The sequence below is a fragment of the Pseudarthrobacter sp. NPDC059871 genome, from assembly GCF_042731175.1.
In the GTDB taxonomy this organism is placed as follows: Bacteria; Actinomycetota; Actinomycetes; order Actinomycetales; family Micrococcaceae; genus Arthrobacter.
Genome location: NZ_JBHWJV010000014.1, coordinates 76,106 through 92,696, shown reverse-complemented (window position 1 = coordinate 92,696; position 16,591 = coordinate 76,106). Strand labels below are relative to the sequence as shown.

General features: G+C 60.7%; 9 protein-coding genes. 6 read left to right on the top strand and 3 right to left on the bottom strand.

The window, feature by feature from the left end:
• Positions 1 to 21 precede the first annotated feature (21 nt).
• Entirely contained in the window at positions 22 to 2,316 is a 2,295-nt protein-coding gene (katG, locus tag ACFV4R_RS18050; protein WP_377204049.1) for a catalase/peroxidase HPI, read from the bottom strand.
• 393 nt (positions 2,317 to 2,709) lie between these two features.
• Here katG and ACFV4R_RS18045 point away from each other — a divergent pair, with 393 nt between their 5' ends.
• The 6 genes from ACFV4R_RS18045 to ACFV4R_RS18020 all read left to right on the top strand — a co-directional run bounded on the left by ACFV4R_RS18045 (position 2,710) and on the right by ACFV4R_RS18020 (position 12,868).
• Positions 2,710 to 3,801 carry an SDR family oxidoreductase gene (locus ACFV4R_RS18045; protein WP_377204048.1) on the top strand — a complete coding sequence of 364 codons (1,092 nt, stop codon included), beginning with the start codon at positions 2,710 to 2,712 and terminating at the stop codon, positions 3,799 to 3,801.
• 139 nt (positions 3,802 to 3,940) lie between these two features.
• On the top strand, positions 3,941 to 4,309 hold the full coding sequence (locus ACFV4R_RS18040) for a nuclear transport factor 2 family protein (protein WP_377204047.1): 369 nt from the start codon (positions 3,941 to 3,943) through the stop codon (positions 4,307 to 4,309).
• Between the two features lie 154 nt (positions 4,310 to 4,463).
• Entirely contained in the window at positions 4,464 to 6,212 is a 1,749-nt protein-coding gene (locus tag ACFV4R_RS18035; RefSeq protein ID WP_377204046.1) for an ABC transporter ATP-binding protein, read from the top strand.
• Entirely contained in the window at positions 6,209 to 8,227 is a 2,019-nt protein-coding gene (locus ACFV4R_RS18030) for an ABC transporter ATP-binding protein (protein WP_377204045.1), read from the top strand. Before ACFV4R_RS18035 ends, ACFV4R_RS18030 begins: the two co-directional genes overlap by 4 nt.
• Positions 8,228 to 9,676: 1,449 nt before the next feature.
• Positions 9,677 to 12,550, top strand: coding sequence for a hypothetical protein (locus ACFV4R_RS18025; protein WP_377204044.1), 2,874 nt, complete (start codon positions 9,677 to 9,679; stop codon positions 12,548 to 12,550).
• Between the two features lie 108 nt (positions 12,551 to 12,658).
• Positions 12,659 to 12,868 (top strand): ABC transporter transmembrane domain-containing protein, encoded by a 210-nt coding sequence (locus tag ACFV4R_RS18020; protein WP_377204096.1) that lies wholly within the window; start codon positions 12,659 to 12,661, stop codon positions 12,866 to 12,868.
• A gap of 290 nt (positions 12,869 to 13,158) precedes the next feature.
• Here ACFV4R_RS18020 and ACFV4R_RS18015 read toward each other — a convergent pair whose 3' ends face one another.
• Complete coding sequence (locus ACFV4R_RS18015; protein ID WP_377227122.1) at positions 13,159 to 14,274, bottom strand: DUF3644 domain-containing protein; 1,116 nt, start codon at positions 14,272 to 14,274, stop codon at positions 13,159 to 13,161.
• Positions 14,275 to 14,647: 373 nt separating this feature from the next.
• The gene (locus ACFV4R_RS18010) at positions 14,648 to 16,291 is read right to left on the bottom strand and encodes an ATP-dependent endonuclease (RefSeq protein ID WP_377204042.1); all 1,644 of its coding nucleotides are present in this window, start codon (positions 16,289 to 16,291) and stop codon (positions 14,648 to 14,650) included.
• Between the last annotated feature and the right edge of the window lie 300 nt (positions 16,292 to 16,591).

Here is a 16,591-nt window from a genome sequence, read left to right as displayed (position 1 = left end):
CCCGGGGCCGCCGAAAAGGGATCAGTTCAGGTCGAACCGGTCCAGTTCCATGACCTTGGCCCAGGCGGCCACGAAGTCATGGACGAACTTCTCCTTGGCATCGCCGCTGGCGTAGACCTCCGCCAGCGCGCGGAGCTGCGAGTTGGAGCCGAACACCAGGTCCACGGCGGTGGCCGTCCACTTCACCTCGCCGGTGGAGACATCCGTGATTTCATAGACGTTCTCCTCGTTCTCCGAGGCCTTCCACTTGGTGCCGGGGGAGAGAAGGTTGACGAAGAAGTCGTTCGTCAGGGCCTGCGGCTTGTCGGTGAGGACACCGTGGCCTGAGCCGCCCACGTTGGTGCCGAGCGCGCGCATGCCGCCCACCAAAGCCGTCATCTCCGGTGCGGAGAGGTCCAGCAGGTAGGCCTTGTCCAGCAGCAGGGTTTCGGGCTGCAGCTTCACCCCGGGACGGATGTAGTTCCGGAACCCGTCCGCGCGCGGCTGCAGGTAGCCGAAGGACTCGACGTCCGTCTGTTCCTGCGCCGCGTCCGTGCGGCCCGGACGGAAGGGCACCGTGACGGGGACCCCGGCGTCGGACGCTGCCTTTTCCACCGCGGCGGCCCCGCCGAGGACGATCAGGTCCGCGAGCGAAACCTTCTTGCCGTTGGCCTGGCCGGAGTTGAACTCCTCCTGCACGCGCTCCAGCGTCTGCAGCGCCGTGGAGAGCTGTTCGGGCTCGTTGGCTTCCCAGCTGCGCTGCGGTTCCAGCCGGATCCGGGCACCGTTCGCGCCGCCGCGCCGGTCCGTCTTGCGGTACGTGGCGGCGGACGCCCACGCCGTCCCGGCAAGCTGCGGGACGGTGAGGCCCGAGTCCAGGAGTTTGGCCTTCAGCGCGGCAATGTCCTCCTCGCCGATCAGTTCATGGCCGACGGCGGGAACAGGATCCTGCCACAGCTGCGCCTCCGGAACCCACGGGCCGAGCAGGTGCGGGCCCACCGGGCCCATGTCGCGGTGCAGCAGCTTGTACCAAGCCTTGGCGAACGCCAGCGCGAACTGGTCCGGGTTCTCCAGGAAGCGGCGGGAGATCTTTTCGTACTCCGGGTCCACACGCAGCGACAGGTCCGTGGTGAGCATGGTGGGCCGGTGCTTCTTCTCGGGATCGTGGGCGTCGGGGATGATCTTCTCGGCGTCCTTGGCCACCCACTGCTTGGCGCCGGCGGGACTTTCCACCAGCTCCCACTCGTGCCCGAACAGGATCTCGAAGAACCGGTTGCTCCACTGCGTGGGCACGTCCGTCCAGGTCACTTCCAGGCCGGAGGTGATGGTGTCCGCACCCTTGCCGGACCCGTACGTGCTCAGCCAGCCGAGGCCCTGCGACTCGAGGTCTGCACCCTCCGGCTCCGGGCCCACATGGTCGTCCGCGCTGCCGGCGCCGTGGGTCTTGCCGAAGGTGTGGCCGCCGGCGATCAGCGCCACGGTCTCCTCGTCATTCATGGCCATGCGCTTGAACGTTTCGCGGATGAACGCCGCCGCTGCCAGCGGGTCCGGGTTGCCCATGGGGCCCTCCGGGTTGACGTAGATCAGCCCCATTTCCGTGGCACCCACCTCGTCGGCCATCTGGCCTTCGGCGACGTACCGCTCGTCGCCCAGCCAGGCATCTTCCGGTCCCCAGAAGATCTCCTCCGGCTCCCACACGTCCTCCCGGCCAAAGGCGAACCCGAAGGTCTTGAAGCCCATGGACTCGAGGGCCACGTTGCCGGCGAGGACCAGGAGGTCTGCCCAGGAGAGCTTCTGGCCGTACTTCTGCTTTACCGGCCACAGGAGGCGGCGGGCTTTGTCCAGGTTGGCGTTGTCCGGCCAGCTGTTCAGCGGCGCGAACCGCTGGCCGCCGTCGCCCGCTCCGCCGCGGCCGTCATGGACGCGGTAGGTGCCGGCCGCGTGCCAGCTCATCCGGATCATCAGTCCGCCGTAGTGGCCGAAGTCCGCCGGCCACCAATCCTGGGACGTGGTGAGGACCTCGGTGATGTCCTGCTTGAGCGCCTCGACGTCGAGCTTCTGGAATTCGTCCCGGTAGCTGAAGTCCGGGCCCAGCGGGTTGCCGGCCGGGTGGTTGGCGTGAAGGACGGAAAGATCCAGCTGGTTGGGCCACCAGTCGGCGATGGTCCGCGGCCGGTGCCCCTTGGGCTGGGGTGCGTCGATGGCCGGGTTTTCGCTCTCGCTGCCCTGCGCAGTGGCACTGTCATGCATCACGGGGCAGCCACCCTCGGCCTTCTGGTCTGCACCCTGCGCACTGGCAGGAGTGGGAACCTGAGGATGCTCTGGGGAATCGGTCATGTGCTTCTTCCTTCCGTTGGGCCGAGGCCGCGGTTGGACTCGGGCAGCCGGTGCAACCCTCCCATTGGAACATAGACAGCTGGGCGGATGAGACCCCTAATTTCTTCGGCTTCCGCCGTGCGGGCCGGGCGAACAGGCTCAACGCCGCAGGTACGCAGCAACCACTTTCCGCGCTCCGCGTAACAGTCCCGCCGGAGGTGTTTCACAGCGGGACTCGTGTGGCCTGCGCCGGCACCGTCACGGGGTAGGGCGGAATATCTGCCCGATGCCGGGGCTTGTCGCTAGAGGGTCCCCAGTGGCCCTTTGACCCGGCGCGATGCAGCGCGCGGGCCTCCGCCACAGCGTGAGGCCGTGCTGTCGCGCGGATACACAGCACCTAACAGAAGGAGCACCATGACCATCGGATCAGGAACAGCAGCGGGTAACGGACGGACGGCCCTGGTGGTGGGGGCCACCGGAATCTCAGGTTCCGCCCTGGTGGATACCCTGGTGGGCGAAGGCTGGGCAGTCCTGGCACTGTCCCGCCGGCCCGGACCCGAGCGCGCCGGCGTCAGGTGGCTCTCCGCGGACCTGACCTCGGCCTCCGCGCTGACCGCTGTGCTTGCTCCGGAGAACCCTTCCCATGTCTTCTTCACCGCATGGACGCGGCGCGCCACGGAGGAAGAGAACATCGCCGTGAACGCGGGTATGGTGCGTGACCTGCTTGCGGCGCTGCGGGGCAAGGACGTGGCCCACGTTGCCCTGATGACCGGGCTCAAGCACTATCTGGGACCGTTCGAAGCGTACGCCGCCGGGGAAATGCCGGACACGCCCTTCCATGAGGAGGAACCGCGGCTTCCGGTGAACAACTTCTACTACGCCCAGGAGGACGAACTCTGGGCAGCGGCGGCTGAGCAGGGATTCACCTGGTCAGTGCACCGCGCCCACACCGTGATCGGACACGCGGTGGGCAACGCGATGAACATGGGCCTCACGCTCGCCGCGCAGGCCACCCTGTGCCGGGACAGCGGGCAGCCGTTCGTCTTCCCCGGATCCGAGACCCAGTGGAACGGCCTGACCGATATGACGGATGCCGGCCTGCTCGCCGAGCACATGCTGTGGGCCTCCACTACTACCGGCGCCGCCAATGAAGCCTTCAACATCGTCAACGGCGATGTGTTCCGCTGGCGCTGGATGTGGCCCAAGCTCGCAGCCTATTTTGGTGTGGAGTGGGAGGGGTACCAGGGGGAGCCCCGTCCGCTTGAGCAGGCCATGGCGGGGCGGGAGGACCAGTGGCGGGAACTTGCCGCGCGCCACAACCTGGCAGAACCGGACCTGGGCCGCGTCGCGTCCTGGTGGCACACTGACGGCGACCTGGGGCGGAACATCGAGGTAGTGACGGATATGGGCAAGAGCCGCGACGCCGGCTTCACGGGGTACCGGCGGACGGTGGATGCCTTCACCGACCTGTTTGACCGCTACCGTGCGGACCGCCTGATCCCCTAGTTGGAGCGCTGCCGCCGGGGACCGAGTTAGGGGCCAAAAGCCCTTAGCCAGGCTCATCCGGCAGGCCTAAAATTGCTCCGCTGGGACCCCGCGAAGGTGTTGGAAAGGGTTCGGGATGGGAAATTAGGAAGACGCCGCGGTGGTGCGGCGCGGGTACGAGGCTTTCAATTCAGGGGATGTCCAAACCCTGATGGAGCTGTTTGCGCAGGACGCGGTCTACCACGTGGGCGGCAGCGGCGGGCTGGCGGGCGACAAGAACGGCCAAGAAGAGATCATGGCCTACTTCGGTGAACTGTTCTCCCGGTCGGCAGGCACCACCAAGGTGGAGCTGAAGGATGTCATCGCCGGGGAGCAGCACACGGTCGGCCTGCAGAAAGCGCAGGCACAGCGGAACGGCCAGTCCATGGAGCAGGAGGGCGTCCTGGTGTTCACGCTCAAGGACGGCAAGGTCACGGAGGTCAGCGAGTTCCAGGAGGACACCGCCAAGGCCGCCGATTTCTGGACGTAGGAACGGGCCCCACAAAGCCCCTCACCTGCCGGGGTGTACGCCGTGGGAGAACCTCCGGGTTTTCTCCGGCGGCACCGGCCCAAGTCCCAGTTTCCGGACGTAAACTGACGCTCGCACCACGTTTTGTGGACACTCCGTCAGGTGGGAGCCGCCCATGCTCTGGAAACTGCTTGTTGAATACCTGCGGCCGCACCGCAAGCTGCTGGCCGCCGTCGTGGTCTTCCAGCTGGCGCAGTCCATCGCGTCGCTGTACCTGCCCACGCTGAACGCGGACATCATTGATGAGGGCGTGGCCAAGGGCGACATCACCCACATCCTCAACCTCGGCGCTGTGATGCTGGCCGTCACGCTGCTGCAGATTGTCTGTTCGGTGATTGCCGTGTACTTCGCCGCGAAGGCCGCCATGGGCACGGGCCGGGACCTGCGCGGCGCCATCTTCCAGCGGGTGGGGGAGTTCTCGGAGCAGGAGGTCACCAGGTTCGGGGCGCCCAGCCTGATCACCCGCTCCACCAACGATGTGCAGCAGGTCCAGCAGCTGGTGCTGATGTCCGCCACCATGCTGGTCACCGCCCCCATGCTGAGCATCGGCGGCGTCATCATGGCCATCCGGCAGGACGCACAGCTGTCCTGGCTGATTGCCGTGGCCGTCCCGGTGCTGCTGGTAGCCGTCGGCTTGATTACCGGGCGGATGGTGCCGCTGTTCCGGAAGATGCAGAAGCGGATCGACACCGTGAACCGGGTCCTGCGCGAGCAGCTCACCGGCATCCGGGTGGTCCGGGCGTTCGTCCGCGAGGACATCGAGACGGCGCGCTTTGGCCAGGCGAACGACGACGTCACGGACACCGCGCTGCGGGCCGGGCGTTTGATGGCGCTCGCCTTCCCCGTGGTGATGCTGGTGCTGAACGTCTCCTCCGTGGCGGTCATCTGGTTCGGTGCGTTCCGGATTGAGGACGGGTCCATGCAGGTGGGTACCCTGATCGCGTTCCTGAGCTACCTGATGCAGATCCTGATGTCCGTCATGATGGCCACGTTCATGGCCGTGATGATCCCGCGCGCAGCTGTCTCGGCGGACCGGATCGGCCAGGTGCTGGGGACGGAGTCCAGCGTCCGGCCGCCGGAACGGCCCGTCAGCGCCGCAGGGTTCCCGGGCGGGCGGCGGCGCGGTGAGCTGGAGATGAGCGACGCCGGATTCGCCTACCCGGGTGCCGATCAGCCCGTCCTCACGGGGATCAGCTTTACCGCGCGGGCGGGGCAGACCACGGCGATCATCGGCAGCACCGGCTCGGGCAAGACCACCCTGGTGAACCTGATGCCGCGGCTCTTCGACGTGACCAGCGGCTCGGTCCTGATGGACGGCGTGGATGTGCGGGAGCTGCACCCGGACCTGCTCTGGGGGCACATCGGCCTGGTGCCGCAGCGGCCCTACCTGTTCAGCGGCACGGTCCGCAGCAACCTGCAGTACGGCAAGCCGGACGCCACGGATGACGAATGCTGGACGGCGCTGGAGATTGCCCAGGCACGGGACTTCGTGGAGCGGATGGACGGCGGGCTGGATGCGGCCATCAGCCAGGGCGGCACCAACGTTTCCGGCGGGCAGCGGCAGCGGCTGGCCATCGCCCGGGCCCTGGTGAAGCGGCCCGAACTGTATATATTCGACGATTCGTTCTCATCCCTGGACACCGGCACGGACGCCCGGCTGCGGCAGGCGCTCAAGCGAAGTACGTCAGGTGCCACGCTGGTGATCATCGCCCAGCGCGTGTCCAGCATTGTGGACGCGGACCAGATACTAGTGCTCGACGACGGCAGGATCGTGGGGCGCGGAACGCACAGCGAGCTGCTGGAGACGTCGGAGACGTACCGCGAGATCGTGAACTCCCAGCTGGCGGCGGAGGAGACAGTATGAGCCCGGAACCCACTCCCTCAACCGGCACTAAAGCCGCACCTGCCGCCCCGGCCGCGGGCGCCGCCGTCGTACGCATCCCGCGTCCGGCAGGCGGCCCGGGGCGCGGCGGACCCTTTGGCGGGATGAACATCCCGGCGGAGAAGGCGATGAACTTCTGGCCGTCCGCCCGGCGGCTGCTGGGGAAGCTGCGGCCGGAGCGGGCGTGGCTGCTGGTGGTGCTGGTGACGGCGGTGGCGTCCGTGGCACTCTCGGTGATCGGGCCGCGGCTGCTGGGCGAGGGCACCAACCTGATTTTCGCCGGGGTGGTGTCCAAGCAGCTGCCGGCCGGGGTGACCAAGGAGCAGCTGATGGCGCAGCTGCGGGCGGCGGGGGAGAACCAGAAGGCGGACATGCTCGCGCCGATGGCGCTGACGCCGGGGCAGGGAATCGACTTCGTGGCGCTGGGCAGTGTGCTGACGTGGGGGCTGGTGCTGTATGTGCTGGCGTCGGCGTTCATGTGGGTGCAGGCGTATGTGCTCAACGGGGTGGTGCAGCGGACGGTATACGGGCTGCGCGGGGAGATCGAGGCGAAGATCCACCGGCTGCCGCTGCGGTACTTCGACAGGATCCAGCGCGGTGAGCTGCTGAGCCGGGTCACCAACGATGTGGACAATATTTCGCAGAGCCTGCAGCAGACCATCAGCCAGGCGGTCACGTCCGTGCTGACCGTGGTGGGCGTGCTGGTGATGATGGTGATCCTCTCGCCCACGCTGGCGCTGATCGCCCTGGTGACCATTCCGCTGACGCTGGTGATCACGGCGCTGATTGCCAACCGCTCGCAGAAGCTGTTCGTGGCGCAGTGGAAAAACACAGGCGAGTTAAATGGGCAGATCGAGGAGATCTACACCGGGCATGCGCTAGTGAAGGTTTTCGGCCGGCAGCGCGAGGTGGAGGAGCGGTTCCGGCAGAAGAACGCGGAACTGTATGAGGCGAGCTTCGGGGCGCAGTTCATTTCCGGGCTGATCATGCCGGCCATGACGTTCATCGGGAACCTGGTGTACGTGGGGATCGCCGTGGTGGGCGGGCTGCAGGTGGCTTCCGGGGCGATGCAGCTGGGCGACGTGCAGGCGTTCATCCAGTACTCGCGGCAGTTCACCATGCCGCTGGCGCAGCTGGGGTCCATGGCCAACGTGCTGCAGTCCGGGGTGGCGTCCGCCGAGCGGGTGTTCGAGCTGCTGGATGAGGAGGAGGAATCCGTGGAGCCGGCTGATTCCGACGGGCCGGTGTTCGGGCGGGGGCGGCTGGTGTTCGAGGACGTGTCCTTCTCGTACTCGCCGGAGAAACCGCTGATTTCCGGGTTGTCTCTGGTGGCGGAGCCGGGCCAGACGGTGGCGATTGTGGGCCCCACCGGTGCGGGCAAGACCACGCTGGTGAACCTGATGATGCGGTTCTACGAGCTGGACGCGGGGCGGATAACGCTCGACGGCGTGGACGTCACCTCGGTGCCGCGGCGCGAGCTGCGCTCCCGGCTAGGCATGGTGCTGCAGGATACGTGGCTGTTCGGCGGGACCATCCGGGACAACATCGCGTATGGCCGGCCTGGGGCTTCCTCGGAGGAGGTGCTTGAGGCGGCGAGGGCGACGTATGTGGACCGGTTCGTGCGGTCACTGCCAGACGGGTACGACACGGTCCTGGAGGACGAGGGCTCGAATGTGTCGGCGGGGGAGAAGCAGCTGCTGACCATTGCCCGGGCGTTCCTGGCCCGGCCGTCCGTGCTGATCCTGGACGAGGCGACGTCATCCGTGGACACCCGGACCGAGGTCCTGGTGCAGAAGGCCATGAGTGCCCTGCGGTCCGACCGGACCTCTTTCGTGATCGCGCACCGCCTGTCCACGATCCGCGACGCCGACCTCATCCTGGTGATGGAAGCCGGCCAGATAGTGGAGCAGGGGACGCACGCTTCTTTGTTGGCTGCGGGCGGGGCGTACGCGCGCCTGTATGAGGCGCAGTTCGCGGCTCCGGCGGCGGAGGTTTAAGGTTGGGCTTAGATGCTGCTTGCCAGAAGAAGACGAGGTTCGATATCAGGGAAGGGATTAACGCGTTTCGGTTTATGGATCCGGGGCAGTTGATCGTTCTTTCGGCCGAGACAACGTTCATGAACCATGTTTCGAGAGTAAACGATACTAATTACAGCTCATCTTGAGAAAAGTTGATGCTAGGTTTACATTCAGGTTCCTTTTTAAGAATTAGTTGAGAGAAAAATGTCACTAAGAAAGGTTGAATCCCGATTTTGGTACCCTAACGGGTCGACACACCGCGAAACGGACGGATTTCTTTCCCTTCGGCAAGCGTTCGCTCCTAATCCCTTAGGAGTTCCTCTTGAGGTCCTTACGGAATCCGATTTGGTTGGTAAACGAAACCTCATACTCTTAGGGCCCCCTGGATCCGGCAAGTCGACCTATATCGGCGACAGAGCATTGTTGCCGACTTCCTCCGTAGCGGTCATACATCGCATTAATGCCGCAGCTATAGGAAGTGAAGATAGATTCATTAGGAAGTTGACGGAGGCGCCTTTAGTAGTGGATTGGTTAGCTGGATCTGCTGAGATGTGCCTCATTTTGGATGGTTTTGACGAGGCACAGCAACGAGTTCCGCATCTCGCCTCCATATTCATGGAGGAGGTGGAAGCGTGGCCAGCGGAAAGGCTTTGGCTCCGCATTACCTGTAGAACTGCAGAACTGCCTGCACACCTAAGCGAGTGGGTTAAGGAGCGTCCGGCCTCAGCCGTCTTGGAGATAGCACCCTTTCGTCGCGAGGATGCTGTGCGGGCGACGGCAGATTTGGATGATTCCGAAGGATTCATTGCCGCGTTGGAGGGTCACGGGCTCGCGCCGCTAGCTGCTATGCCATTGTCACTTGATCTGCTTATGAGGAGTTACCAGACCGCGGGCGAGATACCCGTGAGTCGGTCAGAAGCGTATGCAGCGGGCCTCCGTGCAATGTGCGACGAACGGAGTTCTCAGCGTCGCGGAGGCGGACTAGGTTCTCCACCTCCTTCAGAAATTCTTGCTGCCGCTCAGTGCGCCGCCGCATGCATGCTGTTCTCAGGTCGGCAGGGACTTTGGATTGGGCCTGTGGGCGACGTCTTAGAGGGAGACCTTGCCCTAGATGATCTCGTCGTGTTTGTATCCGCTCTCCCTCAGAGTGGAGGTAGGGACCTAGCTGCCAGCAGAGTAGCCGCGCTGGCGAGGACTGCACTCTTCCAAGGGGCAGGAAGCTACCGGCTGGCATGGGCACACGCGACCTTCCCGGAATTTCTAGCCGCAAGATGGTGTATCGATCAAGCACTTGGGGTGCGACAAATTAGGTCTCTTCTGGTTGCCCAGGACGGGAAGATATTCCCGCGTGTGCGGCGAGTGGCTGCGTGGCTTGTTTCAATGCAGCCTGAGGAATTTAAGTGGTTATGTCATCAGGATGCTCAATCAGTGGCCAGCGAGATCGATGTCCCGGATGATGCGTTGCGACGAACAGTGGTAGAAGCACTGATACATGAGGCCGCCAAAGGAACCTTCGTTCGAGAATGGGGTACAACCTTTGAGAACCTCAGGCACTCATCGCTCGCTGACCAGCTTCGCCCAGAGCTGAGGTCCGAAATTGAAGACGTGCGACTGTTGGCGTTGGACTTAGCCGGCCAAGGACATGCCGCAGACCTTGAAGCGGATCTAATAGCAATATCTCTTGATCCAGCGGAGCCCGAGTATGTGCGATACCGATGTATCTTGACCTTGCTCAAAATTGGATGGCAGGGGCCGCATCTCTTGGCTCTACTCGACAACCCGGCGTTGCTCGGAGATGATCCTAAACGGGAGCTACGCGGCGCCATTATTGAAGCCTCTTGGCCTCACAGTTTGTCCACTGCAGATGCGCTCAGGTACATCAACGTAGAGCCGGCTCCATGGTTTTTCGGACACTATTCCCTTATCGTGAGAAAGTTGGCGGACTCCCTTCGCGAAGCGGACCTCGACGCCGCGGCCAGCTGGCTGCAACTGCCAGTGGCCAATAACGAATGGTTCTCTGACCTTCGCGATGCTGCACTGGGCCTCTGCGCTGACAACATGCAGAACGACGCTGCCCGAGATGCCGCCATGGCTTCCATCCGTCTGCGATTGCGAACGTATCAGCCCGCGATTGGGTCACACGCGATGAAGCCTCCTGCGTGGGAAGACTCCCGTAGACATGCGGTTTTATTGGCCTTGGCTATCGAAGCAACAGAAGATGAACTACTCGCCCTCGTCTCGACTCGCGATCAAGACGGTCTGTTAAAGGAATACGACTTTCTCTGGCTCGTTTCCCAAATTGATCAGGCGGAGGGGGCACTGGCGAGAGGGCTGAGCGTTCTCATTGAACATACGTTTAGCCCTGACAAATTTGAGCACGCAAATTGCCTCGCATCTTTGCCAGCTGATCATGTTCTGTTGAAGGGCGCTTTGGCGTACTGGTGCGGCAGCGTAGAACTCACGTCTGCTGCTGCGGACAAGCAGCGAGAAACCTGGTCGCGGTATCGGCGGAGGGCTATCAAGGTGGCGTCTCTTGCTGGTCCCGACGAAGTGAATAGTTGGATCGATTCAAATTTAGATCTTTTCGAGGAGGGAAACTTAGACGCATACGCTCATGCACTCTTACTGACAGCGGCGCTGCCCGGAACGCGGCGCTTACATGAGCCGTTTCAGCCCGATATCACGAAACACGAGCGTTGGGAGCATCTCACAGATTCCACTCGCCGGCGATTGGTCGAAGGGGCAGTTGAATATCTGATGCGGGCGAAGTGCCAACCGGACATCTGGCTCTCAAAGGATTTGCACACTCTTTCCTCGGAGGGCGCTTACCGTGCCTTGATTCTTTTGTCCCGTATGCGCCCTGAGAAACTGGAAGAACTTAGCCCGGAAAGCTGGCTCGAATGGGCGCCGATAATTGTGGCCTGGAGGCCTACGGTAAACGGAGCATCTGCGGCCGACCAAGAGGTGCTGATGCGAAAGGCGCTTCCGCATGCCCGGGGGCTCTTGAAGAGAGCCTTACTTCATATCATTTCTACTGAAGACGCAGCAGGCCGTAGACCCTTCGTCGAAAATGAGTGCGAAGTCCTATGGGGCGTCGATTTGGCTACCGACCTTGCAAGCCTTCTGCAGACGAAGTTGTCAGTCGCGGCCCGTGACGTAGCGGCTATTCTCATGCAGCGTGATCCCGAACTCGGAAGGCCGATCCTCTATCAATGGGTGGAGGAGGGGATTCATGGCGGTTCCGATCGTCTCACTATTGCATTTGAAGTATTGATGGCATGTGATGCCCCGGTTTCTTGGCCAAAAATCTGGGGCGTAATGGCAAGGAACCCCACGGTTGCGGTTGCCTCCGTCCTGGACCTTGCTGACCGGGATCAAGGAGACCTGGGTCTAGATGACAAGCAATTGGGCACTTTTCATGCGTGGATGGAGGAGCAGTTTCCTAGGACGGAAGATGAACACGTCGAGGGGGCTCACACGGTTACTAAAAGGGAGCAGGCTGGCCGCTGGCGAGACCGGCTTTTTGAGATATTGATAGAGCGTGGAACAGCGGAAACCGTCGAGGCACTCTCTAAGTTCGCTGCCGGACACACTGAACAAGGTTGGCGTAAAGCCGGGCTGGCACGCGCACTAAGGGCAAAGAGGGAATCGGAGTGGGAACCGCTCACCATCGGGGCATTAGCTCAATTAGGTCAAGACAAACATTCTAGGATGGCAAGATCAGATCAAGAGTTGAGCAATATCGTCCGCGAGGCCCTGGTCGACATACAGGAACGAATTGTGGGCAATACCCCTGAGTCACATCTTCTTTGGGAAACGCGTGTCATGCGGCCCAAGTCGGAGGATGAGGTCAGTGACTATCTGCTCAACAGGCTTCGAGATCGCTTGGAAACAAAAAGTGTAGTTGTAAACAGAGAAGTCCAGGTGCGCCGAAATTCGAGTAGTGGGATTCCGGAACGGACCGACCTGCTCATAGAGGCCTTCCGGGCCCAGGACTCTCCCATAAGAGTGGTTGTCGAAGTGAAGGGGGCGTGGAGTGTAGAACTTATGAGTGCAATTCCCGAACAGCTCGTGGGCCGCTACCTCAAAGACTATCCTTCGGCGAACGGGGTTTACATTGTCCTTTGGCCGGATGTTGGTTCTTGGTCAGCAAAGGATGGACGGGAGGATAGAACGCGTATGGCTCGTCTGGACCGTCTCGCAATCGAGCTGGATCTATCCGAGCAGGCGGACGAAGCGGCTCGCTCCGGATATCCCGTTCAGGTTGTACACCTTGATATACCCTACCGCAGGCTTACATAACTACACGTAGACAACCAACAAAGTAGAAAGGACAGGAAGTCCACCGTGGATTGCTTGTGCCAGGTGCTTATCGAGGGAACTGCTTTCGTCGGCCGTGTTGGTTATCTGATGGACACCCTCCCTTCCCACGAATTTTTGCCGCTGGGACGGCATCGAGCTTTGGGGGCGCAGCTCGTTTCCGGGCTGATCATGCCGGCCATGACGTTCACCGGGAACTTGGTGTACGTGGGGATCGCGGTGGTGGGTGGCCTGCAGGTGGCGTCCGGGGCGATGCAGCTGGGTGACGTGCAGGCGTTCATCCAGTACTCGCGGCAGTGACGCATCGAGCCTGCCGACGCGATGCTGCAATCGTCGAAGTTGGTGTGGCCTTGGCTTGGGCAGCGGTCGATTTTGGGTTGCTTCCAGCCTCTTCCCCGAATTACCGAGTAATGACGCCCGCGCCGGCCAAAAGGGCCACGGAAATGCCCTGCCCGAACGAGTCTGTCGTCAGGAATTTCCAGATGTCGCGAAGCATCCCACGATGCCGTTCCACCCGTTACCAAAGTCCACATCCGGGTATTGGCACAGCACAAGCCCTCACCCTAGACCAACCAAGGACGCGCAGCAGACTAGGGCGCCATGCAGCCAGGCTGACTGCATGGCGCTAGCTTTCTCCCTTTGGGAGGGGTTCGGTGCGCGTTCCATAATTCGGCCAAGTTGAGGGAATCCTTTGCTTCCTTCATTTTTCTCAGCGCGTTGTCTGAATAGCGCATAAGAGACGTGGAGCCGAAGACAAAGCGGTGGGAATGCACGTCATCGTTGCTGTCGAGATTAAGGTGGCGGCGGACGGCTGTCGCCCGGGTTCGGTCGATGCCGGACTTGTCGGCCAAGTCATAGGGCCCCATGTAAAATTTCTTCTCCAGATCAACCGTTCGGATGGCGGAAGGTTCGACGTCGCTACCAGCGGATACATAAGTTACCGGCAAACCGCCGGTCCTAACCAGCTTTACTTCGACGGTGAGCCCTTGACCGGAGACATTTGATCCCACGGTGCTCAGCTTCGGGAAGACCTGAGTGCGAGGTCTACCAGCGCGGACGCCCCTTTCCACACGGCGGACATCGGCTTCTCGAATCTCGGCTGCATCTGGATCCGTATGCGACTCCATGGCCAGCAGGGCACGGATGCGAGAATGAGCTTCGGCCTTTCCCCGCCGGTTGGGATGCAGAAGTTCTTCAATGCGCTTGTACTCACGGTCGACCAAAATCTGAAAGTCCTGGGGAGGCTCAGCACTGATGGGGAGCACCCGTGCTGGTAGATGATCTCCGAGCCGTTCACCGAACACCTTGTGCAGCAACTCGTCATAGAGTGTGATGGCTGCGCGGACGTGCAAGTACATTAGGCCCTCGTCCACAGTGGCATACCAGTGCTGTTCGGCATCACGCCACGCATCGATGACGCGCATGGTTCCCGCATCTCCGTCGGACACTTTGATTCCCGGTGTCTCTTGGCATTTTCGGATCGCTGCTTCAAACGATATGGATTTCTCGGAGCGCTTGTCGAACACTGTTACCTTGGCGGAATCTAAGGATGCCTTGAGCAGCATCTCAAAGGCGTGCTGCAGATTGAGCAGAACTGCAGTTGTCCGGCCATCCGTGCCGAGGGAGTTAAAGGCGGTGACAGCAGCGCGAAGCGATGAAAGTGACTTCCGCTTCAGCTCCCTAACATTTGCAGACATCCGGGCCATACCAGTCTCCATGATCGTGAAGTTCGGCTATGCCAAGACCCTAGCTTGAGCACCACTCCAACGAAGATTTGTTCGCTAATGGCTGCATCAGTGTAGGAGACTCAGTTAACGCTCCGGTCGCGCAGGTTGAGGGACCGGTGGCCAGGCGGTTAGAAAGGCCATGAATGATATCGCCTGGTGCAGGTCGATAATAAAATGTAGCCTAAAGCCCGTGTACTTTTTGCACGGGCACCTCCCGTCCTGCAATAAGGAGTGACGCCTAACTTTCAATTTGCCATTTTCGCATTATCGGCAACAAACGCCGGTTTCTCTTCTTGGGTATGCAATGATTGATCAACGCGCCTACAAACCGTGGACAGGACTGGTACGAAAGTCAGGTCTCAAAGTCAGAGGGACGCACGTGATTTGCGGATGCAACAAATTCGATCAACTTCATGATGGCCTGCTCCAAGTCGTAGAGCCATTCGTGCGACTCCTGCCAAATGCTCGTAACAGCCTCAGCGACGTCTGACTTCCTAAATTTTTCGGGGGTACCGGTGTGCTCGCTATTTTTGAGTGGGTTTATATACTGACCGCCGTCCCAAGTGCTGGTTGCATTTGGATACAGATCCACCAGTGCTTTGGACAGGAGATCTCGGGGTATGTAGTTCTCAATCGTGTACCCAGCCGTAACCCATGTATGACTATCAGCGTCTTTGGCTAGTTCCTCGATCACACGCAACTTGGTTTCCCCCAAGCTCTTGTTGGACTCAGTCTTGTCCGAGTCCATTACCACAGCCATGTACCTGTTGAGGCGCCGGAGCGAAATGAATTGATCTGCATCGGCTCTGGGGTCATTCGCCGACAGATGGCTGAGCACAGACCCTCCATAGAACATGATGGTGTAATGAACGCCTTCGATGCATCTTGGCGCTCTGAGTTCTATCCACCGACGAATGTAGAAGCGATCAGATGGCCCTTCAACCCAGATAACACAATTCGCTTGAACTATATCCGAGGCTCTGTATCCAAGTTTGGCGCTGACCTGAGCCAGTTCCGTAGGTGTTACTGCAGGCGCGACTGAGGAACCGGTGTTTTCTAGGGAAACGTGCGAGATAGAAGCAAGCTCAGTATCCAACATATGGGCAGAGTGGGTTGCAATCAGATAATGATTGTTTGTATTAAACTTCAGGTACCGGATTAGTCTACGTTGCAGGACGGGGTGTAGGTGCACTTCAGGCTCTTCGATGCACACAAGTTTCTTTTCGATTACCGTGGCCGCCGCAGCCAAGATGATAACCTCGTGAATTCCGGTGCCCAGGTTTTCAAGAGGTAATACTCGTCCTTGACTCCTAACGAGAATCTGATCATGGGTGTAAGGAATGTGGATTGTAGCACTCGGGTCCTCGAGGACGTTTCGCAGAAAGTTGTTGATTTCTTGAAACTTCCGCAGTTTAGCCTCATCTTGATTGGAGGGGCTCTGAAGTTCAGCCAATTTGATAATGAGATTAGCTCCGCTGTGAGAAGCTGTTTCGGATTCGCTCTGCCGAATTCGACGATTTCCTTCAATGAGTTCGACAGTCGGCAGGTAGTTGGGAATTGCTAGGGCGTGCAGCAAGGAGGTGACCGGGGTTTGCTCACCGAAGCCCATGCGAGTCTTGTAGCCACCGGTCTCCCAAAGACGGTGCAGATCAATACGAACGGTGCGACCTAGTTCGCCGCTCGTTTCATATTGGCCGGCAGCCGTTTCGTGTTCAGAGGAGAGTCGTAAGGACAGGTCATAATTGAGCCACGCAAGGTCCGAGCCCGGGCGGCGGAAAGCGGGGCGACTCAAGAGGTGAATGAGGGCTTCGATGTCATTGCCTTCACTTCTGTTCGTGTCATCGAAAGTTGACAGGAGCAACGCAGCTGTCTGTTCATCAGCGCGTAGCCCGAGTGAGACAGTAGAAGGAGATATAGACGCCTGGCCAATAGGAAGATCTAAGCTGCCAGCTGCATTCCACTCTTCTAGGAACTGCTCCCTGCGTGCGCTGAACATTCCGTGTGCGAACCTTAAGATATTGGACTTTCCACTATTGTTAGGTCCTGCAACCAAGTGCACCTTGGACATGGGCCCTATAAGCTGAGGCTCTTCACTCCAGAAACTCCGGTATCCACTAAAGCCAAATCCAGCGATTACGTTCGTTCGTTCCATGCGTCTTCGCTTTCTTGGTTGTGTGAAGGTCATCGCGAGGCGAACAGCTGGCCCTCCCTTACCCCAATACCTTTTGTCAATATTCTTAGTTTAGTGAGGTAACCGGGTCCTCGGAAAACGAATCATTGGGATGAGCGTCATGAC